We start from the raw sequence: 24,261 nt of genomic DNA on the forward strand, positions 1-24,261 counted from the left end.
CTTCCCTTACGAGGATTTGATCAACTCGTCCTGCTCTTCCTTCCACACCATCCCTTTCTTCTCATAATCCCGCTGCAGAGACTCCAGATCAACAAGAGATCCGTGCGTCTGCTTTCGAATCCTGCGTACCTCTTCATGGGATTGCTGGATCTTATTCTGTACAAATAAGTCCACAATCAAACCATCCAGAAAGTAATCAGCTATTGTCCAGCCCTCAGAGATTCGGAGGTCCACATCGGCGAATTCGCCGATGTCCGCCATTTCATTTGCAAACTTCCGCAAATGCTGTTGGGCCATATGAACAGCTTCTTCTGCCTCATCCATTCTGGAATGCTTCACAGCTGTGGTGAAAAGACCGCCGCCAAGCATATCAGCCATGCCCCAGTTTTCCGCTTTCGTCAAAAACTCCGAGGCCGTCTCCAAAGCCTTGTGCGCTTCCCTGCCTGCCTGCAGGGCCTCTTCAATTTCTTTCAGCTCTGCAAGAAGCTGCGAGCGCTTCTCACTGATTTCCAGCAGCCGCTCTCCTTTATCACCTCCGCCGGAAACAAGCGCGTCTTTTCTTTCCTCGTAGAGAGTACGGTAGCGTGCCCGCACACCGCTCAGGCTCTGCATTCGTTCTTCGATATGGCGTATTTCCCCTTCTATGTCCTTTCGTGACTTTTCAGCCTCCCGCCATTTCATACCAGCCTCGACCACTTCCTGCTTTTCTTTTTCCATCCGGTCCTGCTTTTGGCCGGTAAGGACAACGAATAGATGACTCAAACGGACACCCTCCAGCTTTTCCACATCCTCTTTTTCCTCCTCCAGTCTACGAGCGAAACGGGCTTCTTTTCCGCGTGCCTCCTGAAGCTCTTTTTCCAGCTGGTTATGTTCACGTTCCAAACGTTTCAGCCTATGTACGTCCTTTTTGGCTTCCATCAATCGGGATAATTGTTTCTCCACGATTCATTCCCCCTTTCCTTTTTTACGTCCCCACCCACATGAACGTTTCACATCCATGAAAAAAAGACGGCCGCAAAAGGCAGTCTCAGCTTGTAGAGAAACCTTTTTTCTAGTGAATCCAAAGGAGCGATCACCAATACTTGGTCATGGATAGGATTTTCCGCACGCAGTCGGCAGTAACGCAGCCTGTACTGTTCTTTTGAAACGGCGAAGGAGCTATGCTCAGCGTTCTCTTTTATCATAGGATAAAGCTGTCTTCCCACAGGCATCGGCACGAAGAGCGTTCGGTGGTGACGCATGCGGGAACAGTGCGAGCCGAAGATCCACTTGGTCCATTGGTTTTCTTGACCAAGTCAGCTTAGGCCGTTCCCGCGGCAGGCATCCACCGATAAGCGGAACGTGCCCTCTCACCATGACATACGGACAATTCTAGCTGGATAGGACGAACTTTTTCTACAGACTGAGACTGCCGTAAAAGGCAGTCTACTCATCCAACAGGCTGTTTCCAGAGATATGATCTGACACGATATCCACAAGAAGATCACCTTCACGGAGGAGTTCCCCACGTCCGAACGCTTCAAAACCATCTCCGCCATAAGCCAGATACTGGGTGACAGCGACCGTATAGATCTGCTCGGGATCCACCGGTTCACCGTCTTGATCCCGCAGGTTATAGACGGAAATCACATCGTCTTTCTTTTCCCACTGATACGTTATTCCTGATGGCTGAACCCTGTTCGTCCGTCCTTCGCTCCACTGTTCAAGCAGCGCGTCTTCAATCTGTTCGCCGGTCATTGCCAGACGGACCCCATAATGCTTGAATGGAAGCGATGAGTGCAGGTCCACAGCTTGAATGGGACCTTGAGGGATACTTTGACGTATCCCACCGTGATGCACAAATGCCATATCCGCCTGCATGTTCTCCTTCAGTGAATCGGCTACAAGCTCACCGAGTGCAGAACGGCCTTTTTCATCCTTCTTCCTCGACAAACCATGTTCCGCCTCTCCCAGCACCTGGTGATACTCCTCTTCGATCTGAGCCTGATACGGCTCCAGCAGTGCCGTTGTCTCCGGATCCGGGTCCATCCCTTCGTGGTAGGTCACAACAATCTCCGCTTCTTTATTAACAATATCTTGAGTTGCCGGGTCAATCGTCAAATCCACTTTGGAAAATGCCCGGCCGTACGAATAGGCCTGAACGATCAGTTTTCCATCTACTTCAATATCCGCATACGTATGGTTATGCCCGGCAAACAGGACATCGACTTCATCATCAATGGCTCCAGCCATCTCCACAAAGGACTCGGATCCTTTTGTACCGGTCTTGTCAGATGCAGCCGATACATGACCAAGGACAATAATGGAGGAAACCCCTTTATCCTTCAATTCCTGAACCGCTTCGTTGACCGCCGTCACTTCATCCGTAATCCTGATGCCTTCCAAATTCTCTTCCAGGACATAATCCCTCGTGTCTGTCGTCACCACTCCAATAAAACCGACGGGTACACCTTTGATTTCTTTAATGATGTGGGAAGGTAGCAGCGGCTCTCCTGTCGATTCATCCACGACATTTGCAGCAGTATAAGGTGTTGTCGAACCAGAAAACGTCCCTGTCTGCTTATGCCATCCCCCGTCAAGCAGGCGCGTCATTTCCTCTACTCCTTCATCAAGTTCATGGTTCCCAAGTGTTCCAACATCAAAGCCCACCCTGTTCATCCATTCGACCGTTGGTTCATCCTGAAACAATGAAGAAATGGGCGGGCTTCCACCAATCATGTCCCCTGCGTGAACGATAAGAGAGTGAGGGTTCTCCTTTTCACAGGCTTTTAAGTAAGCGGCCAGGTATTCAGCACCTCCCGCTTTCTTTCCATCAAAGGTCAGTTCTGCCTCCAGCTGACCATGCAGATCGTTGACACCGAGAAGCTGAATGTCCACACGCTCCTCGGAATACAGCGTTTCAGCAGCCAGCAGAAAACCTGTAACAAGCAGCAGTCCTAACAGCAGCGGCATTCGACGTTTGAACGTTCTCATACACCCTCCCCTTCCTTATTCCTCTTTAAAATATCAAGAGAAAATAAACGGGGTCTTAAGTTCTTATAAATCATTGTTAAATTAAAGAAGCCGCACCGGCTGAATAAAACCGGAACGGCTTAAAGATTAAGAACTGGTGAGCTGTTCACGTAAATTCTTTCTTAATATTTTCCCTGTTGTGTTCTTCGGCAGTTCATGTAGAAACTCAATCCGGGACGGCCATTTATACTTGGCGAGCCGCTCACGGCAGAAAGCGAGCAGTTCGGCTTCCCCCAGAGACGGATTCCTGGAAACAACAAAACTGATGACTGTTTCCCCAAGCTCCGGGTGCGGCGCACCGACGACCGCCACTTCTGTAATATCCTCATGGCTGTATAAAACCTCTTCCACTTCTCTTGGATAGACATTATAGCCCCCGACAAGAATCATATCCTTCTTCCGGTCCACAATGTAGAAATACCCTTCTTCGTCCACACGGGCCATATCACCGGTATAAAGCCAGCCATCTCTGATTGTTACAGCTGTTTCCTCCGGCATTTTGTAATACCCCTTCATCACGTTCGGACCTTTGACAATCAACTCTCCGACTTCTCCGACAGGAACATCCTCCCCTAGTTCATCCACGACGCGGTTTTCTACATTTTTTATATTTCTCCCTATTGATCCAGCTTTTCTCGGGCGGTCCAGCGGGTTGAAGGCCGTGACCGGCGAAGCCTCCGACAATCCATACCCTTCTGAGATCCGTACGTGAAACTGCTGTTCAAAAGATTCCAGCAGGGATACAGGCAGCGATGAACCGCCGGAGATGGACAGACGCATATGGCGGAAGGTCTGTACCTGATCTCTTCCTGTCTGCTGCAAATAATTGTACATCGTCGGCACTCCGGCAAACACGGTAGCTTTATATTCATCTGCCACAGCAAATACTTCCTGAGGGGAAAACTTCGGAATGACGAGGACGGTCCCCCCGTTCATAAGCGGTGCATTCAAACAGACGGTCAGGCAGAAAACATGGAACATCGGCAGTGTGGCAATGACCCGGTCCTCGGAAGAAAACTCCAGGTAGTCCGCCACATCTGTGGCGTTGGAATATAAATTCCGGTGGGTCAGCATCGCACCTTTCGGCTTCCCGGTCGTTCCTGAGGTATAAAGGATGACCCCCGTGTCTTCATCCTCAAGCGGCGGGCCCTCAAAGGCCGGACTGCCTTCCTCCACCGCATTTGTAAACGATTTCATTTTTGGAGACAGTGAAGATGCGGATAAATCAATACCGCTGTTTGTATCGGCAGCAAAATATTGCTCCACATCACTGTGATGATCCAACTGTTCAAAAATTTCCAAAAGGACATCCATAGTGATGACAGCTTTGACATCTCCATTCTTTAAAATGTATCCAATTTCTGATGCTGTGTAGGTCGGATTGATTGGAATAACGGTCGTTCCCGCACGGAGGGCTCCGTACAAGCCGATCATAAACAGAGGACTGTTCCCACTTACCAAAGCCACATGGTCTCCTTTTCCATAGCCAAGCCTGGACAACGTTGAAGCGAATTTCGTTACGGACGCATCGAACTCTTTGTAGCTGACCGAATGACCTTGAAAAACATAGGCATCCTTGTCAGGGTTTTCTCGAGCCGTCAGCATCAGCTGTCCGCTTAAATTCATGCATGCTCCCCCTTATCATGAATGAATAATCATTCACTATTTGTTTTTTCTAATTAATTATAAAATACTGAAAACTTTTTATCAACTTATGTCTAAACCTGAAATATGAAAAACCCGGCCCCTCCAAAAGAGACCGGGAATCTTTCAATAAAGGATATTCAAAAAGTCTTCTTTTGAGATTTTCCCTAGGTAATAGGAAATATCCACCTCATCCAAGGCTTCAGAGATAGCCTGGCGTTCATACCTGCATCCGATTAATGTATCCTCGATCACATGGATATCACCGACACCGAAGAAATCTCCGAACACTTTTGCATTCTGGATGGTACCTTTAGACACATCAAGACGGACATCATAACTTCCTGCTCCTTCGATCCGCTTGGTGTGCTGGATGTTGAACTTCGGAGAACGGCCGTAGTTCCAGTCCCAGTTTTTATAGCGCTCATCGGCGAGTTTATGGATGTTGTCCCAGTCTTCCGCAGTCAGCTTATACTGTGGTACATCCTTCACATCCTCCACATCAAAAATATAGCGGAGAATCAGATGTTTGAACTCCTCCATGGAAATCGGCTCTTCGAGAAATTCAGAGATGTTCGCAACGCGGCTTCGGATCGATTTGATTCCTTTGGATTTGATCTTTTCTGTTTTCACATTCAGCGCAGATACAACGTTTTCGATTTCAGAATCCAGCATCAACGTTCCATGACTGAACATCCGCCCTCGTGTAGAAAACTGGGCATTTCCTGAAATTTTCCGTCCATCCTCTGCGGTGATGTCATTTCTTCCGGACAACTCCGCATTTACACCGAGTTTTTTCAAGGCTTCTGTCACCGGCTTCGTAAATTTAGCGAAATCATGGAAGCTGTCTCCGTCATCCTTCGTGATGAAGCTGAAATTCAAGTTTCCGAGATCATGATAAACGGCTCCCCCACCGGACAGGCGGCGTACAACGTGAATGCCGTTATCTTCTACATAATTGGTGTTGATTTCCTCCACCGTGTTTTGGTTCTTCCCAATAATGATGGACGGTTCATTGATATAGAACAGTAAGTAGGTTTCATTAATATCGAGATTTTTTAAGGCATACTCCTCGATCGCCAGATTAATCCTGGGATCATTAATTCCTTCGTGGTCTATAAAAAGCATGGCTTTCATCCTTTCCAGTCCTTATTCCATGTACCATTGTAATCGTTTAGAAAAGGAGAAACAATCTATTTACTCCAGGATAAACCTTCCTCTGCGAGCTGAATAGTTCCTTGAAAAACGTTCTGGGCTTCCTGGCGCAGGCGGGTATGATCCCCGAAATGTGGGAGATGACTGAGCCAGAGCGTATCCACCCCGGCATCCCGGGCGATCGAGGCAGCTTCTGTACTGGTCATATGCCCCGGACCGGTCCCATCCATTCCATGATAGAAGTTCGTATCTGTAATCAAAAGATCCGCCCCTTCTGCAAAGTCCGCCCACGCTTCGAAATAACTCGTGTCCGCTGTATAAACAATCGTGTTGTCCCCATCACTGATCCGCATACCATAACAAGGAACAGGGTGGGAGGTTTTTTGAAAGTCAATCGTAAATGGTCCAAGTTTAAGCGTTTCTCCAGGGTCATAACCGACGCCTTCTGTATACTGATGGCTCAGTCGCTCAAACTGCTGTTTGTCTTCTTTATGACCGTAGATATAAAGTTTCTGATTCGTTTCATGCAGAGTGCTCTGTACGAGCATCGCATACTGAAGCGGTCCGATATCCGCTATATGGTCATGATGGTAATGAGTCAGAAGGACGGCATCAAGATCCATCACTCTTTTGTACTGCTGCAGGCGTGACAACACACCACTTCCGCAATCGACAAGCATCGTAAATCCATCCTTCTCCAACAAGTATCCGGAGGTCGCACTTCCTGCCGCCGGGTAGGCTCCCCAGTATCCGATAATCGTCACTTTCACATGATCCACTCCTTTTTCAAAAAATTCTGCCTAAATGTGCTTTGTTTTATAACAGATGGTTGATTTCTGAATATTGTTATAATACAATGGTTTTACATTAAAAATACTTGGAGGCGATTTACCATGATGAATGTTCTTGAGTTTTTCCGTAACCTGCCGAAAAAGCACTGTGCTCAATGTGGAAATGTCATTCAGGAAAAAGCCGACTGTTATGGTAATGTTTGCGACGACTGCGACCACCCTGCCCGTTAATTCCAGTATTCCACAAAAATCCATAGAGTGAACCTATCATTTGAAGCAGCTGGCATCAGCTGCTTTTTTTATGGATGCCATAAAAAAAAGCCATTCGTAGAAAACTACTGAATGGCTGCCTCTCTGCGTTTCGTTGAATTTCTTAATAGAAGCTGATGGGGATAGACATACCGCTTCGGTGCAATGGCTCCCGGATGAAGCAGCTGCTGTATGAGTACTTCCACCGTTTTATCCGCCATTTGTATGACCGGCTGCTGGATGGTTGTGACAGACGGTACCATCAGGAGCGACACCATCTGATTATCAAACCCTACCACGGCGAGGTCCTCCGGCACCTTCCAGTCTGAGGAAGAAGCTTCATAGATTAAACCGGCCGCTACTTCATCCGATCCAGTAAATACCCCGTCAATATAAGGGAAGTCGCTGCGAATCAAATGAAAGACCTTCTGTCCGTCACTGACATCAATCGCCCAGTCGATATTAAGCTCGTCGAGGAAAGGTCGTCCATATTCCTCCAACGCCTCAAGGAATCCCTGCTTCCGCATAGCCCCCAGATGACTTTCCGGCCCTCCGCTGGCGTACGCAATATGTTTACACCCCTGCTCCAGCAAATGAACAGCGGCTTCATAAGCGGCTGTTTTATGATCCATATGAATCATCGGAATCGACGCATCCTCCATGTATTCATTACAGAATACGATGGGACCGGACTCCAGATAAGGTTCGACATCCTTCCAATCATTGACGAGGGAAGCCATAATGACACCGTCCACCTGCTTTGTTTTCAGCAGCTGAAGATAGTCTATTTCTTTTTTTCTGGAATGGTGGGTCTGGCAGACGATCACCTGGTATCCCCATTCGGATGCTTTCTGCTCCATCGCTTCAATTAAGTTTCCGAAGAATGGATTGGTAACCCGGGGCAGCAGGACTGCTATGGTTTCTGTTTTCTGGCTGCGCAGGCGGCGCGCAGATGAATTGGGGACATACCCGAGGTCCTTCATGGCCTGGACTATTCGCTGCCGCTTTTCTTCAGTCACGTATGGCTGGTCATTAATGACGCGGGACACCGTCGTCCTTGATAATCCAGCCAATTTCGCTACATCTTCAATCGTAGCCATATTCATTTCCCCCTTGATGCTATTTGAAAACGTTTCCAATTATTATCATACTAAGCCTTGTCGTTTCATGCAAGCCCTTTCATAAGGTTGCAGGCTTCTATCAGGAAGGCTGCATAAAAAAAAAGCTCCCCGTTGATACGGGGAGCTCTTCTCGTGCCATTATACAAAAAGATGTGTGAGAACCTTCTCTACGGCCGCTTCTCCCTGGTCAATACAGTCAGGAAGACCGATGCCGCGGTAGGAGCCGCCAGCCAGGTAAATGCCGGGCAGCTCTTTTTCCATAGCTGCTGTAATATGCTGCAGCTTTTCCTTATGCCCCACCTTATACTGAGGCATCGCATCATGCCAGCGTGTCACAACAGAAAAATCCGGTTTTTCAGTAATGTTCATCGTTTTATTCAAATCCTTCAAAACGATGTCCTGGATTTCTTCATCCGTCTTATCGACGATTTCCTGATCCGAAGGCTTACCGACATAACACCGGAGAAGCACTTTACCCTCTGGTGTCGAGTGCGGCCATTTTTTATGTGTCCACGTACAGGCGGTGATCCGAAAATCGCTGTTTCTCGATACGACAAAGCCTGTGCCGTCAATATCCTTCTTAATGGCTGATGCATCGAAAGCCATAGCGACGTTGGCCACCGATGTGGCATTGATGTTTTTAAACGGCTCAAGAAAGTCCAAGTGGGACAGCATGCGCTGAACAGCGAAGTGGGGGACGGCCATGATTACAGCATCCGCTTCCTTCACTGTTCCATTACTGAGCATAAGCTGATAGCCGTCATCCTGTTTCTCGATATGATTCACTTGGACTCCCGTCTGTACTGTTCCCGGATGCAGCTGCTCTTCAACCGCATCCACCAGGGAGCTGAGCCCGTTTTTCAGGGTCCGGAACATGCTCGGTTTCTTTTCGCCTTTTTTACGCTTCGGTATAGAAGTGGTGCGGCGCAGTCCCTTGATCAGGCTGCCGTGCTCCTGCTCCATCTCATAAAACTGCGGGAAGGTCGCCTTCAGGCTGAGCTGGTCGATGTCCCCGGCATAAATGCCGGATAAAAGCGGCTCAATCAGGTTTTCGACCACTTGATTCCCTAGTCGCCGCCGGAAGAAAAGTCCGAGTGACTGATCCCCCTCCACCGTCTTTCTGGGCTTCACAAGATCCATCGACGCCCTGATTTTCCCTGCCGGCGTAAACAACCCGGAAAAAAGGAACGGACGGATCCGGGTAGGAATTCCCATGTAGGATCCTGCCGGCATCTTGTGAAGCCGTCCATTGACTAAAATGTAGGACTGACCGGTCCCATTGGGAACAAGCTCTTCCCCCAGCCCCACTTCACGGGCCAGGCGTCCGGCGCTTTCCTTCCGTTCAAGAAAGGAGTCGGGACCGCGTTCAATCGTGAACCCGTCCCTTTTCACAGTCTCTATTTTACCGCCCAGACGACTGCCGGCTTCTATGAGTGACACATCGAGAGGGATGTCTTTTTCGGTTGCTTTTTTTTGAAGATAATAGGCGGATGTTAATCCTGTGATCCCCCCGCCTATGACCACGACTTGTTTTCGTTCCCCCATAGCCTTACTGCTCTTTCGCTTTATCCAGCACGACATCAGCAAGAGTGTCGATGAACTGTGGATGCGTATTCGGCATTTCAGGACGGTAATAGCCTGCTCCGATTTCATCACAGACAACCTTACACTCATAATCGTTATCGTATAGAACTTCCAGGTGATCGGAAACGAAGCCGACCGGCGCATACACGAAAGTGGTGTACCCTTTGTCATGATAGAGATCCCGTGTCAGGTCCTGTACGTCCGGACCAATCCATGGATCCGGTGTATTCCCTTCACTCTGCCAGCCGATTTCATAATTGGTGATGCCAGCAGCTTCTGCAATCAGATCCGCTGTTTTCTTCAACTGATCCGGATATGGATCGCCGCCTTCCAAAATCTTCATTGGCAGACTGTGAGCCGATACGATCAGGCAGCTGTTTTCTTTTTCTGCTTCATCCATTTTGCCGTATTCCGCTTCCAGGGCCTGCTTCCAGTAGTCAATAAAGCCCGGTGCATCGTACCAGCTTTCCACAGAACGGATCGTTATGCCATGCTTGTCAGCTTCTTCTTTCGCACGTCCATTATAGGATTTCACGCTGTACGTGGAATAGTGGGGAGCAAGCACAATGGAAACCGCTTCGTCGATGCCGTCTTCGGCCATCTGTGCCACCGCATCTTCCACAAACGGTTCAATGTGCTTTAAGCCAAGGTACATGTGAAATTCAATATCGTCCTGTTTTTCATTCAATGCGTTCTTCACTGCTTCCGCCTGATCATCCGTGATCCGGGCCAGTGGAGAAATGCCCCCGATGGCATCATAACGATCCCGCAGATCCTGAAGAAGCTCATCCGATGGTTTTCTGCCCCGGCGGATGTGTGTGTAATAACGCTCCAAATCTTCTTCCTTATAAGGAGTTCCATAAGCCATTACTAAAAGTCCCATTTTCTTCTGTGCCATGCGGCTTCACCTCTTAGTTCTTTTTTGAGTATGTGTGGATTAAATCGGTCAAACGCTTCAATGTTTCCGGTTTGATATCCGGAGTCACACCATGTCCAAGATTAAAGATGTGGGACGGATGCTTCCTTCCCTCATCAATGATTCGTTTGGCGCGCTCTTCAATGACGTCCCAGTCGGATAATAGAATCGTCGGATCCAGGTTTCCCTGCAGCGGTTTCGTCACCCCTGCGTTTCTTGCTTCCGTAATCGACATTCTCCAATCCAGACCGATGACATCGACAGGAAGATCATCCCATTCGTGAATCAAATGACCAGCCCCGACGCCGAAGGTAATCAACGGAACATTTTCCTCCTTCAGTTCAGAAAAGATCCGCTGCATCACCGGTTTGATAAATGTCCGGTAATCTTCAACGTTCAGGGAGCCCACCCACGAATCGAAAATCTGGATGGCTTCGGCTCCGGCTGCCACCTGAGCTTTTACATATTCGATCACCATATCAGCAAGCTTATCCATGAGAGCAAACCATGTCATCGGCTCACTGTACATCAATGATTTAGTTTTGCTGTAGTTCTTGGAAGGTCCACCTTCAATCATATAACTCGCCAATGTGAAAGGCGCTCCACTGAAGCCGATCAACGGAACCGTCAACTGTTCTTTCGTAAGCAGACGAATGGTATCCAGAACATAAGGAACATCCGCTTCCGGATCAATGGTTCCAAGCTTTAGAATGTCGTCCTTCGAGCGGACTGGATTATGGATGACGGGACCGACCCCTTTTTTGATCTCGACATCCACACCAATCGCCGGAAGGGGGGACATAATATCCTTATACAGAATGGCGGCATCCACCCCGTACTGCTCGACAGGCAGACGTGTGACGTAGGCGCACAATTCCGGTTCATGAGTGATCTCAAACAATGAGTATTTCTCTTTTAATTTGCGGTACTCAGGCTGTGACCGTCCGGCCTGACGCATAAACCATACGGGTGTATGATCGGTTTCTTCACCGCGGAAAGCTCTCAATATTGTGTCATTCTCAATTTTCTTCATGAATAAGACTCCTTTTTAACGTTCATCAACGACCCGTTTTCAACTATAACATTTATCGGAAAACCATGTCGCTGTATAAGTGGTTTGTCACGATTTTGTACGATTTTAAAAGTCCCAGTTCAGGCGTACAGAGTTGGACGGCTGTCCTTCTTTACCTGTGAGCGGGTCGGCGGGGACGATGTAGTAGCGGGTCTCATCAAAAACGCTGAACGCACTGATGCGGAACTCCCCTTTGCCGGTCACTTCCCCGACTTTAACATCCTCTCCCTCTTCTTCCCTGAAAATACGGTAAATAATCCGCTCATCCTCCGGTATGCTCCACGTAATCGTCCCACGCAGCGTAGCCAGTCCGCCCAGGTTTAGATTAGCCTCTGCATCTGTAATCACCGGCAGGGACACAGGATCAGGAAGACTTTCCACTCCATCCGGCTGTTCAAACGCTGTCCCAAGCTCCTGCTGCTGGTCCACTTTCGTTAAGATGCGTTTCATCATGCGGGCCGGATAGGCACTGCTGCCTTCCAGACGGCTGCCTTCTTCATTGGAGTCATACCCCATCCAGACGGCTCCGGCATATTCCGGGGTATAGCCGGCAAACCAGACATCTGTATCCTGCTGTGTGCCGGTTTTCCCAGCCAGGGCTTTCGGGTAGTCACCGGAACTTGCGGTGCCATCCTCAACGACCGTCTGCAGAATTTCCGTCAAATACCAGGAGGTCTGAGCGTCAAACACCTGCACCTCTTCCGGTGTATGCTCATGGATAACCTTTCCCTCCCGGTCTGCCATCTGCTTGATGGTATAACTGTCTTTTTTCACTCCTGACTGCGCAAGCGCCCCGTAAGCCTCTGCCATCTGAATAGGTGTAAAGCCTTCAGAAAGCCCGCCTAAGGCAATCGCAAGCCCTTCGTCCTTTGTAGAAAGGCCAAGCTTGTCTAAATACGTTTTCGCGTAAGGGATGCCGATCTGGTCAAGCAGCCACACTGCCGACACGTTCTTCGATTCCACAAGGGCTTCGTAGAGAGACACCTGTCCTTCATACTCATCGTTGTAGTTTCTTGGATTAAACTCACCAAAGGCCTGCCGTTCATCCGACAGCAGAGAATACGGGTCATATTCATCCATCATGAGGGCCGGGCCGTAGACCGCGAACGGTTTGATCGTTGAAGCCGGCGGCTGTTTTGAAAGAACCCGGTTATAGTCCCCGTGCACATAATCCCGTCCGCCGACAGCGGCAGCGACGGCTCCTGTCCGGTGATCTGTAATCGTCAGTGCCCCTTCCACAGGACCTGCTGTACCGGGGATATATTCGCCGTTTTTCATTTCTTCGGCAGCAATTTTCTGAATGACCGGATCCATCTCCACGATGATCTGATAACCGCCCCGCTTCAGTTCATCCCGGGAGATATGATACTTTTCAGCCGCCTCCTGAATAACGAGGTCGACGTAACTATTGGACCACGTCTCCTCCGTATCTTCATCTCTTTCCACAGCTAACGTCGTGCCCTGCATCTGTTTCAGTACAGCGGCGTCAATGCTTCCTACATCATACATCCGTGCCAGCACAACGTTCCTTCGTTCTTCAGCTGCTTCAGGGTTTTCAAAAGGCGAGTAGGTATTCGGCGCTTTCGGCAGCCCTGCCAATAGTGCTCCTTGAGCGATACTGAGGTCTGAGACCGAGGTTTGGAAGTAGTGGCGGGAAGCGGCTTCAATGCCGTACGTTCCTTCCCCGAAATAAATCCGATTCAAATAAAGCTCCAAAATTTCATCTTTCGTGAAGTTCCGCTCCAAATAAAGCGCAGCCATCACTTCTTTCGTCTTACGCATCCACGTCTTTTCATTGGTCAAAAATACATTTTTCGCCAGCTGCTGCGTGATGGTACTGGCTCCCTCCACCTTTTTCATGGCAATGATATCCTTATACACAGCTCGTAGAATACCTTTGAAGTCTACGCCGGAGTGCTCGCGGAAACGGCTGTCTTCCACGGCTGTAAAGGCTTCCTGCACATGATCAGGAACCTGGTCGATGCTGACGACCTGCCGATTCTTCGTATAGATACGCTCAATCACTTCACCATCGGCTGTTTCCACTGTCGTCATTTCATCAAGGATTAAATCCTTCTCATTGACGACGAAGCGCCCGCCGAAGTAGATCGTCATAAAGCCTGCAACTAAGAAAAAGACAAGCACGCCAAGGCCGAGGAGCGGCCACTTCCATTTCTTCACCCAGGAAGGAAGCTTGTCCCATTGTTTTTTTAATTTCACTGCATTTCGATCCTTTCTGTCTGTCACCTTCCAGCTTGCCACCCTTCAACCCCTATTGATACACTGAAGATACCGAAGGAAAGGAGACATCGCCTATGAAAGTTTCAATGACAAGTGGTACACTGGATTACTTAGCTAAACTGCGGGAGCAGCACCCTGACGCCTCCATTTTCTACATGCAGGATCAGGATAAAACCCTCGCTTATTATGAAGGAGACGGCCCTTCGATTTTCTCTGAGGGCCGGGATTATGAAACGGTCGACCATGTCGGGGACGTCCAGTCGGAAGGGTATGTGGTCATGAACAACATCCCCGTCAGTGAAGAAGGACGCCCCGTATTTGAAGATCGTTTCAAGCAGAGGGCAGGAAGCGTAGAAAATCAGGAAGGCTTCCAGGCCATCCGTATCCTCCGCCCGCTGAAAGGAAATACGTATGTTGTCTTCACCCAGTGGCGGAACCAGCAGGATTTCGAAGACTGGAAGAATTCCAAATCCTTTGATGATGCCCATAAAAAGTCCGGACCGAAACACGCGAAGAAACCTTCCTTTATAGACGGAGACGCCTATATTACACAATACCGTATGATCCAGCTTGAAGACTAGCATAGCAAAAGTGAGCGGCACACGCCGCTCACTTTTTATTCTTCCTCGGAACCATTGAGCACTTCATCCTGGAAAAATTCCTCAAATACCGTTTCCGGCTGTTCTCCGACAAGCCTCGCCTGCTCTTCGCCATTTTCATAATGAACGAGCGTCGGCGTTGATTGAATTTGATACTCTTCTCCCACACTGAATTCCAGCAAGTTCATTTTTTTCATATCGATATCCAGATCCTCTACGATCGGCACAAGCACAGGGGTTGTCCGCTGGCAAAAAGAACAGGTCGGGCTGTAGAAATATACGGTAACCGGATCTCCCGATTCGATTTCCTCTTCCAGCTCATCCGGCAGAATCTGATTCTGATAATTCGGATCGTCCAGCTGGTTGATTGTAGCCTGGTCCAGTTCTTCCTTTCCATAAGGATTATCAGCTGTCTTTTGATTGTTCTGGTAATTAACAACAAAGATAAGGACAACAACGAGAACAGCCAGCACACCGGCAAAAATAATCATGCCTTTTTTCATGAACGACGACTTCCTTCCTTTTTCACTACACGCATGTGAATGATAAAAATGATAATAAAAGCGGTTCCCGCTAAAAACGGAATGGTGATAAAACCAAACACGTTGATATACTGGCCGCTGCAAGGCACAAGGCCGCACGAATCTCCGGCAGACAAAGCCGGGATTTTCTGCAGGCTGTAATGCCACGCAGACACGAACATCCCGATACCGCTCATAAACAGCCCCGGCAGCGCAATCGCCGCATCCTTTTTCACCAGGGCCGTCCCGTATATGAGAACGAGCGGGTACATGAGGATACGCTGATACCAGCACAACTCACACGGCGGAAAGCCGAGCACTTCTGAAAAAAACAAGCTTCCGGCCATGGCAATCAGAGAAACAGCCCAGATGACAAACAGCCGGATTTCATGATCCTTCTTCATACAAGTCTCCCTTTCTCTCTCCTACCTGTCATTATACTCGTGTATCTATTGAAAACAAAGGGTTTATCCATATATAAACCGCTCCCATTACGCCTGTACCAGCCCATTACGATGGGCATAAACAGCCGCCTGTGTCCGATCCTGCACCTCAAGCTTACTCAGCACATGACTGACGTGGGTTTTCACTGTTTTTATGCCGATGTAAAGAACATCACTGATTTCCTGATTGGTCATCCCTTCTCCGATACATTTGAGAACTTCAAGCTCCCGCTTCGTCAAATCCTCATGCAGGGATTTTTCTTTCCGAAACCGGGTCATCATTTTCGTGGCGACTTTCGGTTCGATGACATTTTCTCCCGCGAAAGCCTTCCGGATCGCGTCTGCGATTTCATCAGCCGAGGAGGTTTTCAGCATGTAGCTGAAGGCCCCGGCTTCAAGGGCGGGGAAGACCTTTTCATCGTCGTAATAGCTCGTCAGAATGATAATCCGGCACTTTTCGGTTTTCATAATTTCTTCTGTGGCTTCTATACCGGTTCCGTCATCCATAATCAAGTCCATGAGGACAACATCCGGCTTCTGCTCCTGCACTACGGCCGCTCCTGCTATGCCGCTGGATGCCTCCCCTACAATATCCAGGTCCTCTTCCGTACTTAAATAAGCAATGACGCCTTTGCGTACAACATCATGATCATCAACGACTACTACACGGATCATCCTGTTTCCCCCTCCATTGTAAAACGGACAGGAACACGCAGATCGATATGCGTCCCCTCTCCTTTCCTCGACCGCAGCGAAAAAATGCCGCCGATTTCCTCACAGCGCTCCTGCATCGTTTTCAAACCGTAGGAAGCTTTGTTTCCCTTTTTTTCTTCTACATGAAAGCCTGCTCCATTGTCGGAGATATGTAAGAAAACTTCTTCCCCATCGCTCGTGCAGGTGACTTTCACTTCATCCGCCCCTGCGTGCCGCAGAACGTTGGATAAGGCTTCCTGAACAATACGGAAGAGCTGATCCTCCATCGTTTTCGTTAAACCTTCTACATCCTCCATATCCACGTGAAATTCAATCCGGCACTTCTGTTTCAATTCTTCGATTAAAGCCGCCACCCCTTCGGTCAAAGATTCCCCGGATAAATGCACCGGTCGGAGATGAAGCAGCAGCGCTCTCATTTCTGTCTGAGCCTGGAGCGCCATCTGAGTCATATCCCCCACCTGCTCTTTCGCACGGACAGGGTCACGCTCAAAGATCTTTTCAGCCGCCTGTGCCATCATGGTCAAGGCAAACAACTGCTGACTGACGGCATCATGAAGATCCCGGGCCAGACGCTGCCTCTCTTCAATCGCTGCTGCTTTATGGGCGGATCGGGCGAGCTCCCCTTTTTCGTCAGCCAGCTTCAAAAGGGCATCCTTCTGCTGCTGCAGCTTTTCACCGAGGGTATTCAATTCATCTCCGAGCCCGGCAATTTCATCATCCTCCTGAAAGTAAATCCTGGACGACAGCTTCCCTCTCGCCAGCTGTGTGATCATTGTTGAAATATAGTCGAGACGCTGTTTCATATCCCCGCTCGAACGAAATCCGGCATACAGTGCCGTCAAAAAACCGATGAAGACATACACTACAATAAACAGCAGAACCGCTCCCGCTTCCAGCCACGCTGGATCAAACCAAACGTCAACGGACAGCAGGACAGCCAGCAGGATCAATGTATTTAGAAAAAGGCCGTAAAGATGAGAGCGGATGAACATGTAGCGTACACTGTTTAGTTTTTTCAGCACCGCTTCCCCTCCCTTACACCTGAACCACTTTAATGGAACCGGCCGTTAATTCAATCTGGATGGTCAGTTTCCGGCGGGCTTCTTGATAATCCCGTGTTTCATATTGAACGAAGCGGTTGATTCCGTCCGCCTTCTGTCCGGCCACCTTAATATCTCCGGCTTTCACTTTTGCGTCCACACGAAAAGGCACCTGTTTTGGTACAAACATGCGCACATCACCGGCCCAGCCGGCCACGCGGATCGGAATATCCTCATCTGGAATAAAGGCTTTTGTAAAATCGAACTTGTAATCACTAACCGCGCTCCAGACGTTCATCGGCTCTACCTTCCAGTTTTCCTCTGTAAAGGATAGATCCCCGACCGCCATCGTCCTGGATACAGGCAGCGGTTTATCAAAATAGCGGGAATCGCTGCCTCTGCTTCTTCCCTTCATGATCCCTACCCCGATATACACGAACAGCAGCGGCCAGAGCTGCCAAATATCCCAGAAGCGGAAAGTCATCACTCCGAACCGGTCCAGAATCAACAGTGCCGCAAAAACGGTCAAAAATGATCCGGTCACCCAGCTCCCCGCTTTTTTGAAAAGAGCACCGCTCCACATTCTCAACCCAAACAGCAGAATGACAAACGGATAAACCCTACCCCAGGATAGATTCATTTCCAGGGAAATGATGTTCATATTCGTTAACAAAAGAATGACTCCGGCTCCGATCAAAAGGAAGGCCGCAATCCCTCTCCCAATAGCTGCACTCATAATATCACCCTTTTCTCTTACGTAAATGATTCGACAAAAACGGTATAAAAACCTTTCCTGGGCCTGTATTCATTATATCTGTTCCATAGAAAGGGGGAACCCCGCTGCAGAGGGGCATCTCTTCCGACTTGAGACGGAATTTAACGTTTAAATGGAAAAGGGGAGGGAAAAGTAATGGATGAGACTAATTAAGAAAGGATGTTGTTGCATGGATAAAAAAATGAAAGCCCTCATTGATGGACTGAATGAAGACCTTGCGCATGAGTATGCCGCTTCCATTATGTACACCTATAATGCGGCGGTCGTAACAGGACTTTACCGTTCCGTTTTAAAGCCGTTCTTCGAAGAGGAAGTCGCCGATGAACAAGGGCACGCCTTATATTTGGCTGAAAAAATCAGTACACTTGGAGGCACACCGACAACAACACCGGCAGAAGTGAAACAGCTGAAAGAAGTTCGTCCAATGCTCGAGGAAGCACGTGAAGCGGAGAGACAGACGATCCAGCGCTATGAAGAAAGAAAACAGCAGGCAGAGGAACTGAGCCTGACAGAGCTTTCCGTCAAGCTTGATGATATGATTTCAGATGAAACCCACCACATGGAAGAAATCAGCCGCCTTCTCCAGGATTCCCGGCTGCAGGATTAATCTTCTATCAACGGCACCAACCCGTACGATGAGCAAACATCGTACGGGTTTTTTATGACCGCCGAACAACAGTCCCTCTTCACTGCAGTCTTTCTCTTTTAAGAAGGCACTGTTATTGCTTGGTGTTGTTATTTAACATGTGAGCTTCTATCATCACCCCTTTCTGTCATGGGATTTGTATGAGGCGGCCTTGGGAATGACTCCCTTTCCGTGGTGTACCGTGAGCCTCCTCAGGCTGCGCCTTCCGGGGTCTCACGATGTACCTTCATCCCACAGGAGTCCCGCCATTCCCAAGGCCGCCCCTTCAAAGAAGGGGAGTTAGAAAGGATATAACTGAAGTCCGTTACACCACTACGAAAGGGATGGCAGGGAAAACAGGTAGACTCCTGCGGGAAAAGGAACAAGGTGAGACCACGGAGAACGAAGTTCGAGGAGGCTCATCGTTCCCCGCGGAAAGCGGACGGTTTTCCCTGCCATCCCATGCTCTGAGTAAACAACGGACCGGACCCTTAATTCCAGACGGAAACGATTTAGTAATCGTTTAAAATATCAACCACAGACTTTAACAGAGCTTTTAAGAAAAGCATGCGTCCGGGATAAATTTGAGAATATTCAGAAGCTGTATTACAATTTGTACAACCACAACATAAAGGAGAATGCGACATGAGGGAGAATGTTTTTCAAGCCATCGACCGTCAATACGACAAAATGGTGGAAACACGCCGGTATCTTCACCAATATCCGGAGGTTTCTTTTCACGAGGAGAAAACGGCGCAATTTATTGCAGATACATATGAAAGACTGGGCATTCCTTATGAAAGCCACGTCGGCGGCAACGGTGTCGTCGCCACGCTCAAAGGCGGAAAACCAGGCCGGACGATTGCCCTGCGTGCCGATTTTGATGCCCTGCCGATCCAGGAGGAGAATGATGTTTCCTACCGCTCCAAGCATGATGGGGCGATGCATGCCTGTGGGCATGACGGTCATACGGCAGCTTTGTTAGGACTGGCCGAAGCTCTTGCCCCCTATCAGAGCGAACTTCCGGGAACCGTGCTGTTCCTTCATCAGCACGCGGAGGAATATGCCCCCGGAGGTGCCAAGCCGATGGTCGAGGCTGGAGCCATCGAAGAAGCGGATGCCGTCTTCGGAACGCACTTATGGGTAAATGCACCGACCGGAGTCATCCAGACGTCTAAAGGTCCGTTTATGGCTGGAGCGGACCGTTTTGAGATTACGGTCAAAGGAAAAGGTGGACACGGTGCTCAGCCGCACCAGACGAAAGATGCCATCGTCATCGCTTCCCAGCTCGTGACTACGCTGCAGCAGGTGGTCAGCCGCCGGATTGACCCCCTGAAAACAGCGGTCGTTACGGTCGGAACTTTGGAAGCGGGCGGCGCCTTTAACGTGATAGCTGACTCAGCCAAGCTGACGGGGACAGTCCGGACGTTTGATGCTGATGTACAGGATCTGATCATCAGCGAAATGGAAAAAATCACAAAAGGTACGTGCCAGGGGTACGACGCCGACTATGATTTTCTTTATGAAAAGGGGTACCCACCGGTCATCAATCATACCGATGAAGCTGAAATCATCCTGGAAAACGCTCCTAAGGCAGACGCTTCCCTCGTTACCGAAGAGGTGGATCCCGTTATGGCCGGAGAGGACTTCGCCTATTACTTATTGGAGAAACCGGGTGCGTACTACTTTACGGGAGCTCAAATCCCTGATCATTACTACCCGCATCACCATCCAAAATTTGACTTTGATGAGTCTGCCCTGCCTCACGCTGCAAAGACGCTGTTTCAGGCTTACATGAGCTATCAGGAAAAACACCCGTCCTAAAGAAAACGGAGACGAAAGGACTGTAATGCTGTTTCACCAAGCTGCTCCAATAAACGTCCATTGGCCACAAAGCCGACGACGGCGCCGATGCCGGGGACAATTTGGAGCAGCTTTACTATATCAAGCGTATCTCTGTACTCCATCTGGAGCGTTTTCCAATCCACATTCTTCTCCTCAAGCGGAACGTCCTTCCAATTCATCACTTTTTCCTTCGCCTGTTTCCTCACGTCATCACTGGAATAAGCCAGCATAAAGACGTGCAGTAAATAGACTCTGTCCTCATACGAATGGATGTTCATCCCGCACACCTGGGCCGCATCGAATAAAAACTTCATCTTGATACTTAACAGCAGCGGAAAGTCGGCAAGGCCCAGCCATATGCCGCCGAACCCCGTCCCGGCTCCTTCCAGTGAAGCGGTTCTTTTGTACTGCTTCAGCAGTTCCTTAATCTTCTCCTCCCGCTCTTCCCACGTCCAGTGGTCTTCGACATTCACAGGCCTGACGTATTCAGAGGTGGTTAAGGCGGCTTCCATCATCGAACGGACACTCTCTGTTATCAGCTGATGGATGCGGTCGGGAATCGTATTGTTGATCCGCTGCTGAAACGGCTTCGAGGTCCGCTGCAGAAGAGCGGACCGTTTATCGAGCGACCGGCTCCACCGTACGGCTTCTTTTTTCACCTTTTGTTCGTAGTTCAATGAACATCCTCCTTTTAAAAAGAAGGCTGCTCTCCGCAGCCTTCTCCGCTAGTTTAATCGTTGTTTGACATACGTTTGTACGAACGCATAACTGAACAAAGCACCGAACACCCAGACACCAATCATCCCCGCCCATTGGAATTGAAGAGCAAGCAGCATCCCGAAGACGGCCGTCTGGAAAAGCATGATCGTTTTCAGCCATTGCAGGACCGCCTTCTGCTTCCACTGTTGATGAACGGGATAAAGATCGAGCCAGATAATGGTTCTGTGGTGATTCCAAAGGGTCATCATCTGAAACCCGCTCAAGTATAGAAACAGCAGAGCGAATGCTCCTTTCACCCAGACGTTCGGGACAAACCAAATGGCCAGCCCGCCAATAAGAATCAGCCGGAGGTACATGCCTAAATAATCGCTGCTTCGGACGAATGTAATCCGGAACAAATAGGTGAAGGAGTGGTCCTGACGGAAGGGAATCCTCTGCACGAGCAGCTTGACAAGCCCGTGCCTTTTCTTCACGGTGTTTTTCAAGTGCGGCACATCCGTGAACATGTTGGCGATCCGGTAAAAGGCACGCATCCGCTGCTGGTCCTTTTCAACGAGCAGGTCCCAGACGAGTCCGGCTTTTTGACTCGCCAATGTATACGTGTACAGGACGAGGGCGGCAAGAAGGACAGTTACGATTCCGGCAAACACCCAATCTCCCCGGGCAAGAAAGAAAAAGATGAAGCCGTTCAGGAACGCCTTGGCCACCTGATCCACCAGGCGGATCCGGCCATTTCTTTCCTTGAGCATCCACCAGTTGGAAAGCATGTTCCAAACCTTCACAACAAGGACGACCCCGATCATCATGAAATAATAACGGCCGCCCAGTGATGGATAAGACGCCAAATATAACGGGCCTAGTGCAGCCGCCACAAGAAAGATTAAATAAAGCTGGACGATGTAACTATAGTAGAGACACCGCTTGAAGTAATCATTCAGCTGATACTCAGCCGGAAGGAGAAAGACAAGGTCCGGCTCTTTCAGCAGCGTCCGCACCGGACTGTAGCCGGCGAGAAAACCAAAAGCGACAGCGATGACGAAAGCGGTGGGGAAGTTCTCTGGAAGATTCTGAAGCCACTGCTGGTAATAATAGGCCGAAGCTGAAATGAAAAACAGCATGGCCACAGCTATATGCCCGTTGAACATGTATTTCAAGTAGCGGCTCGTTTCCTTAATGTGTCCGGAAAAACGCGCAGACCAGAATTCCTTCGCCTTAATCATGCTGCTCTTCCTTTGTAAGCTCGACATATATATCATCCAGGGAAGCGTGCGGCCGGCCGAAGGATTGTCTGAGCTCCGCCAGTGTCCCCTGCGCACGGATTTCTCCGTCGTGGAGAATGACAAAACGATCACAGTATTTCTCAGCCGTCGCCAGAATATGGGTCGACATAAGAATGCCCGCCCCCTTCTCCTTCATATCCACCATCATCTGCAGGTAGGATTGGATTCCAAGCGGATCAAGGCCGACGAAAGGTTCGTCCACAATATAAAGCTCCGGCTCTATGAGGAAGGCGCACATGATCATTACCTTCTGGCGCATTCCTTTTGAGAAATGGACAGGGAACCACTTCAGTTTTTTCTCCAGACGGAACTCCTTCAATAGTGGATCAAGGCGCTTCTTAAAAACATCTTCAGGGATGTTATAAGCCATAGCCGTCAGATGAAGATGCTCATAAAGGGTAAGCTCATCATAGAGAATCGGCATTTCGGGAATATACCCCAGCTGCTGCCGGTACTTCTCGGGATCCTCATCAAAGCGGGTTCCGTTAATAGAAACCGTTCCCTTCTTCGCCTGCATCAATCCGATAATATGCTTGATTGTCGTACTTTTCCCCGCTCCATTCAATCCGATCAACCCGACGATTTCTTTCGGTTTCACATCAAGACTGATGCCGTGCAGGACGTTTTTATGCGTATAACCTCCGTGGAGGTTTTCAATATGTAACAAAGACTGCATGTTATCCCTCTTTTCATTGGTCCATCTGAGTGAATTTTATCATATTTTCCATTTGGACACACGCCGCCGGGGCTTTCCACTAATGGGCGTCTGCCGCTTCTTATGGTACAATACATTCAATAATGAAAGGAGTGTCAAACATGGCAGACTCGTGTATCTTTTGTAAGATTATTGACGGAGAAATCCCTTCCGCTAAAGTGTATGAAGATGAAAAAGTGTATGCTTTTCTTGATATCAGTCAGGTAACGAAAGGGCACACGCTCGTCATCCCCAAGGCGCACTGCAAGGATATTTACAACACCCATCCTGACACAGCGGCTGCTCTTTTCTCCAGAATTCCTAAAATCGCCAATGCCATTAAGGAAACGTATGAACCGGTTGGCTTGAATGTGCTGAATAACAACGAAGAACCAGCAGGGCAGTCTGTTTTCCATCTACATATTCATCTGATTCCAAGATATGGGGAAAACGATGGTTTCGGAGCAAAATGGGAAGTCCATTCCGATGATTACTCCCCGGAGCAGCTGCAGGCAGTTGCCGGTGAGATCAGCAGCCGGATTCCTCATTAACACCAAGTATCGCTTTTGATTTTCGGCGGTGATTTTTGTATAATACAGGTATGCGTTCGCAGGCGGTCAGAAGGACACGTCTGGAATGTCATTTAGAAGAGATTAGAATAGTTGAGGAGAGATGTTAAATGAATATTCGTGTATTAGTTATGTTGTCCCTGCTTGTTGGTATTGGCGCTGTGCTTCACGCGGTGGCTCCACCGTTTTTCTTCGGGATGCGTCCGGACATGATGCTGGCCATGATGTTCCTGGGCATACTGATGTTCCCGAAAGCCCCTTATGTACTGCTTCTGTCATTAGCTACCGGTTTTATCGCTGCTTTGACAACGACAGTGCCCGGCGGCCAGCTTGCCAACTTGATTGACAAACCATTGACAGCTTTCGCTTTCTTTGGACTTGTACTGCTGACGAAAAAAATCTCTAACCATAAACTGACGCAGCCGATTCTTGCCGGCATTGGAACAATGATCAGCGGATCCATTTTCCTTGGCGTTGTCCTATATATCATCGGCCTGATGGAAGCGAGTTTCGGTGTCATGTTCGCCACAGTCGTTCTCCCGGCTGCGGCCTTCAACATCTTGTTCGTCGCCGTTACGTACCCTGTAGCCATGAAGATCCTCAAGCGTTCTTCTATGGGAGGGCCGGTCCGGCAGGCATCGTAACCTTGTC

The 24,261-nt window shown here is 49.0% G+C and carries 24 protein-coding genes; 6 read left to right on the forward strand and 18 right to left on the reverse strand.

Annotated features, from left to right (window positions below; all coding sequences use genetic code 11):
* Nucleotides 1–6: 6 nt before the first annotated feature.
* The 5 genes from H615_RS0118390 to H615_RS0118410 all read right to left on the reverse strand — a co-directional run bounded on the left by H615_RS0118390 (nt 7) and on the right by H615_RS0118410 (nt 6,581).
* A complete protein-coding gene (locus tag H615_RS0118390) occupies nt 7–942 on the reverse strand; it encodes a hypothetical protein (protein ID WP_027956513.1) in 936 nt (311 codons plus the stop codon).
* Nucleotides 943–1,425: 483 nt separating this feature from the next.
* A complete protein-coding gene (locus tag H615_RS21625; RefSeq protein WP_051254768.1) occupies nt 1,426–2,973 on the reverse strand; it encodes a bifunctional metallophosphatase/5'-nucleotidase in 1,548 nt (515 codons plus the stop codon).
* A 126-nt stretch (nt 2,974–3,099) separates the two neighbouring features.
* On the reverse strand, nt 3,100–4,638 hold the full coding sequence (locus H615_RS0118400; RefSeq protein ID WP_027956514.1) for a fatty acid--CoA ligase family protein: 1,539 nt from the start codon (nt 4,636–4,638) through the stop codon (nt 3,100–3,102).
* A gap of 144 nt (nt 4,639–4,782) precedes the next feature.
* Nucleotides 4,783–5,784, reverse strand: coding sequence for a lipoate--protein ligase (lplA, locus tag H615_RS0118405; RefSeq protein WP_027956515.1), 1,002 nt, complete (start codon nt 5,782–5,784; stop codon nt 4,783–4,785).
* 65 nt (nt 5,785–5,849) lie between these two features.
* Nucleotides 5,850–6,581 (reverse strand): MBL fold metallo-hydrolase, encoded by a 732-nt coding sequence (locus H615_RS0118410; RefSeq protein WP_027956516.1) that lies wholly within the window; start codon nt 6,579–6,581, stop codon nt 5,850–5,852.
* 123 nt (nt 6,582–6,704) lie between these two features.
* Between H615_RS0118410 and yhfH the strand changes: the two genes are divergently transcribed.
* Nucleotides 6,705–6,833 (forward strand): protein YhfH, encoded by a 129-nt coding sequence (gene yhfH / locus H615_RS22195; protein WP_084163219.1) that lies wholly within the window; start codon nt 6,705–6,707, stop codon nt 6,831–6,833.
* Nucleotides 6,834–6,937: 104 nt separating this feature from the next.
* Here the strand turns inward: yhfH and H615_RS0118420 are convergent, their stop codons facing one another.
* The 5 genes from H615_RS0118420 to H615_RS0118440 all read right to left on the reverse strand — a co-directional run bounded on the left by H615_RS0118420 (nt 6,938) and on the right by H615_RS0118440 (nt 13,806).
* A complete protein-coding gene (locus tag H615_RS0118420; RefSeq protein WP_027956517.1) occupies nt 6,938–7,951 on the reverse strand; it encodes a LacI family DNA-binding transcriptional regulator in 1,014 nt (337 codons plus the stop codon).
* Between the two features lie 159 nt (nt 7,952–8,110).
* Nucleotides 8,111–9,517 carry a protoporphyrinogen oxidase gene (hemY, locus tag H615_RS0118425; RefSeq protein WP_027956518.1) on the reverse strand — a complete coding sequence of 469 codons (1,407 nt, stop codon included), beginning with the start codon at nt 9,515–9,517 and terminating at the stop codon, nt 8,111–8,113.
* A 4-nt stretch (nt 9,518–9,521) separates the two neighbouring features.
* The gene (gene hemH / locus H615_RS0118430; RefSeq protein WP_027956519.1) at nt 9,522–10,454 is read right to left on the reverse strand and encodes a ferrochelatase; all 933 of its coding nucleotides are present in this window, start codon (nt 10,452–10,454) and stop codon (nt 9,522–9,524) included.
* A gap of 13 nt (nt 10,455–10,467) precedes the next feature.
* Nucleotides 10,468–11,505, reverse strand: a complete 1,038-nt coding sequence (gene hemE / locus H615_RS0118435; RefSeq protein ID WP_027956520.1) for a uroporphyrinogen decarboxylase — start codon at nt 11,503–11,505, stop codon at nt 10,468–10,470.
* Nucleotides 11,506–11,610: 105 nt separating this feature from the next.
* Nucleotides 11,611–13,806: a transglycosylase domain-containing protein gene (locus tag H615_RS0118440; protein ID WP_244877774.1), complete on the reverse strand. Its 2,196-nt coding sequence runs from the start codon at nt 13,804–13,806 to the stop codon at nt 11,611–11,613.
* A gap of 53 nt (nt 13,807–13,859) precedes the next feature.
* Between H615_RS0118440 and H615_RS0118445 the strand changes: the two genes are divergently transcribed.
* Complete coding sequence (locus H615_RS0118445) at nt 13,860–14,366, forward strand: antibiotic biosynthesis monooxygenase family protein (RefSeq protein WP_027956522.1); 507 nt, start codon at nt 13,860–13,862, stop codon at nt 14,364–14,366.
* 35 nt (nt 14,367–14,401) lie between these two features.
* On the opposite strand, the gene H615_RS0118450 is transcribed toward H615_RS0118445, so the two are convergent.
* From H615_RS0118450 to liaF, 5 genes are all read right to left on the reverse strand, one after another.
* The gene (locus H615_RS0118450; RefSeq protein WP_027956523.1) at nt 14,402–14,887 is read right to left on the reverse strand and encodes a thioredoxin family protein; all 486 of its coding nucleotides are present in this window, start codon (nt 14,885–14,887) and stop codon (nt 14,402–14,404) included.
* On the reverse strand, nt 14,884–15,309 hold the full coding sequence (locus tag H615_RS0118455; RefSeq protein ID WP_027956524.1) for a disulfide oxidoreductase: 426 nt from the start codon (nt 15,307–15,309) through the stop codon (nt 14,884–14,886). The genes H615_RS0118450 and H615_RS0118455 overlap by 4 nt, the downstream gene beginning before the upstream one ends.
* Before the next feature lie 87 nt (nt 15,310–15,396).
* Nucleotides 15,397–16,023 (reverse strand): response regulator, encoded by a 627-nt coding sequence (locus H615_RS0118460; RefSeq protein WP_027956525.1) that lies wholly within the window; start codon nt 16,021–16,023, stop codon nt 15,397–15,399.
* Nucleotides 16,020–17,084: a sensor histidine kinase gene (locus H615_RS0118465; protein WP_027956526.1), complete on the reverse strand. Its 1,065-nt coding sequence runs from the start codon at nt 17,082–17,084 to the stop codon at nt 16,020–16,022. Before H615_RS0118465 ends, H615_RS0118460 begins: the two co-directional genes overlap by 4 nt.
* Nucleotides 17,085–17,097: 13 nt before the next feature.
* Nucleotides 17,098–17,838, reverse strand: coding sequence for a cell wall-active antibiotics response protein LiaF (gene liaF / locus H615_RS0118470; RefSeq protein ID WP_035532691.1), 741 nt, complete (start codon nt 17,836–17,838; stop codon nt 17,098–17,100).
* 208 nt (nt 17,839–18,046) lie between these two features.
* Between liaF and H615_RS0118475 the strand changes: the two genes are divergently transcribed.
* Together H615_RS0118475 and H615_RS0118480 are read left to right on the forward strand one after the other, a co-directional pair.
* A complete protein-coding gene (locus H615_RS0118475; protein ID WP_027956528.1) occupies nt 18,047–18,484 on the forward strand; it encodes a ferritin-like domain-containing protein in 438 nt (145 codons plus the stop codon).
* A gap of 663 nt (nt 18,485–19,147) precedes the next feature.
* On the forward strand, nt 19,148–20,326 hold the full coding sequence (locus H615_RS0118480) for an amidohydrolase (RefSeq protein WP_027956529.1): 1,179 nt from the start codon (nt 19,148–19,150) through the stop codon (nt 20,324–20,326).
* On the opposite strand, the gene H615_RS0118485 is transcribed toward H615_RS0118480, so the two are convergent.
* Genes H615_RS0118485 through H615_RS0118495 form a run of 3 tightly spaced genes read right to left on the reverse strand, consistent with a single transcriptional unit; the run spans nt 20,323 to nt 23,023 of the window.
* Nucleotides 20,323–21,024 carry an EcsC family protein gene (locus H615_RS0118485; RefSeq protein ID WP_027956530.1) on the reverse strand — a complete coding sequence of 234 codons (702 nt, stop codon included), beginning with the start codon at nt 21,022–21,024 and terminating at the stop codon, nt 20,323–20,325. The genes H615_RS0118480 and H615_RS0118485 overlap by 4 nt on opposite strands.
* Before the next feature lie 48 nt (nt 21,025–21,072).
* Nucleotides 21,073–22,287, reverse strand: coding sequence for an ABC transporter permease (locus tag H615_RS0118490; protein WP_027956531.1), 1,215 nt, complete (start codon nt 22,285–22,287; stop codon nt 21,073–21,075).
* Nucleotides 22,280–23,023, reverse strand: a complete 744-nt coding sequence (locus H615_RS0118495) for an ABC transporter ATP-binding protein (protein WP_027956532.1) — start codon at nt 23,021–23,023, stop codon at nt 22,280–22,282. Before H615_RS0118495 ends, H615_RS0118490 begins: the two co-directional genes overlap by 8 nt.
* A gap of 140 nt (nt 23,024–23,163) precedes the next feature.
* Between H615_RS0118495 and H615_RS0118500 the strand changes: the two genes are divergently transcribed.
* Together H615_RS0118500 and H615_RS0118505 are read left to right on the forward strand one after the other, a co-directional pair.
* Nucleotides 23,164–23,592 carry an HIT family protein gene (locus tag H615_RS0118500; protein WP_027956533.1) on the forward strand — a complete coding sequence of 143 codons (429 nt, stop codon included), beginning with the start codon at nt 23,164–23,166 and terminating at the stop codon, nt 23,590–23,592.
* Nucleotides 23,593–23,720: 128 nt separating this feature from the next.
* The gene (locus H615_RS0118505) at nt 23,721–24,254 is read left to right on the forward strand and encodes a tryptophan transporter (RefSeq protein ID WP_027956534.1); all 534 of its coding nucleotides are present in this window, start codon (nt 23,721–23,723) and stop codon (nt 24,252–24,254) included.
* Nucleotides 24,255–24,261 lie beyond the last annotated feature (7 nt).

Origin of the sequence: Halobacillus kuroshimensis DSM 18393, from assembly GCF_000425705.1 — a bacterium.
Lineage (GTDB): Bacteria > Bacillota > Bacilli > Bacillales > Halobacillaceae > Halobacillus > Halobacillus kuroshimensis.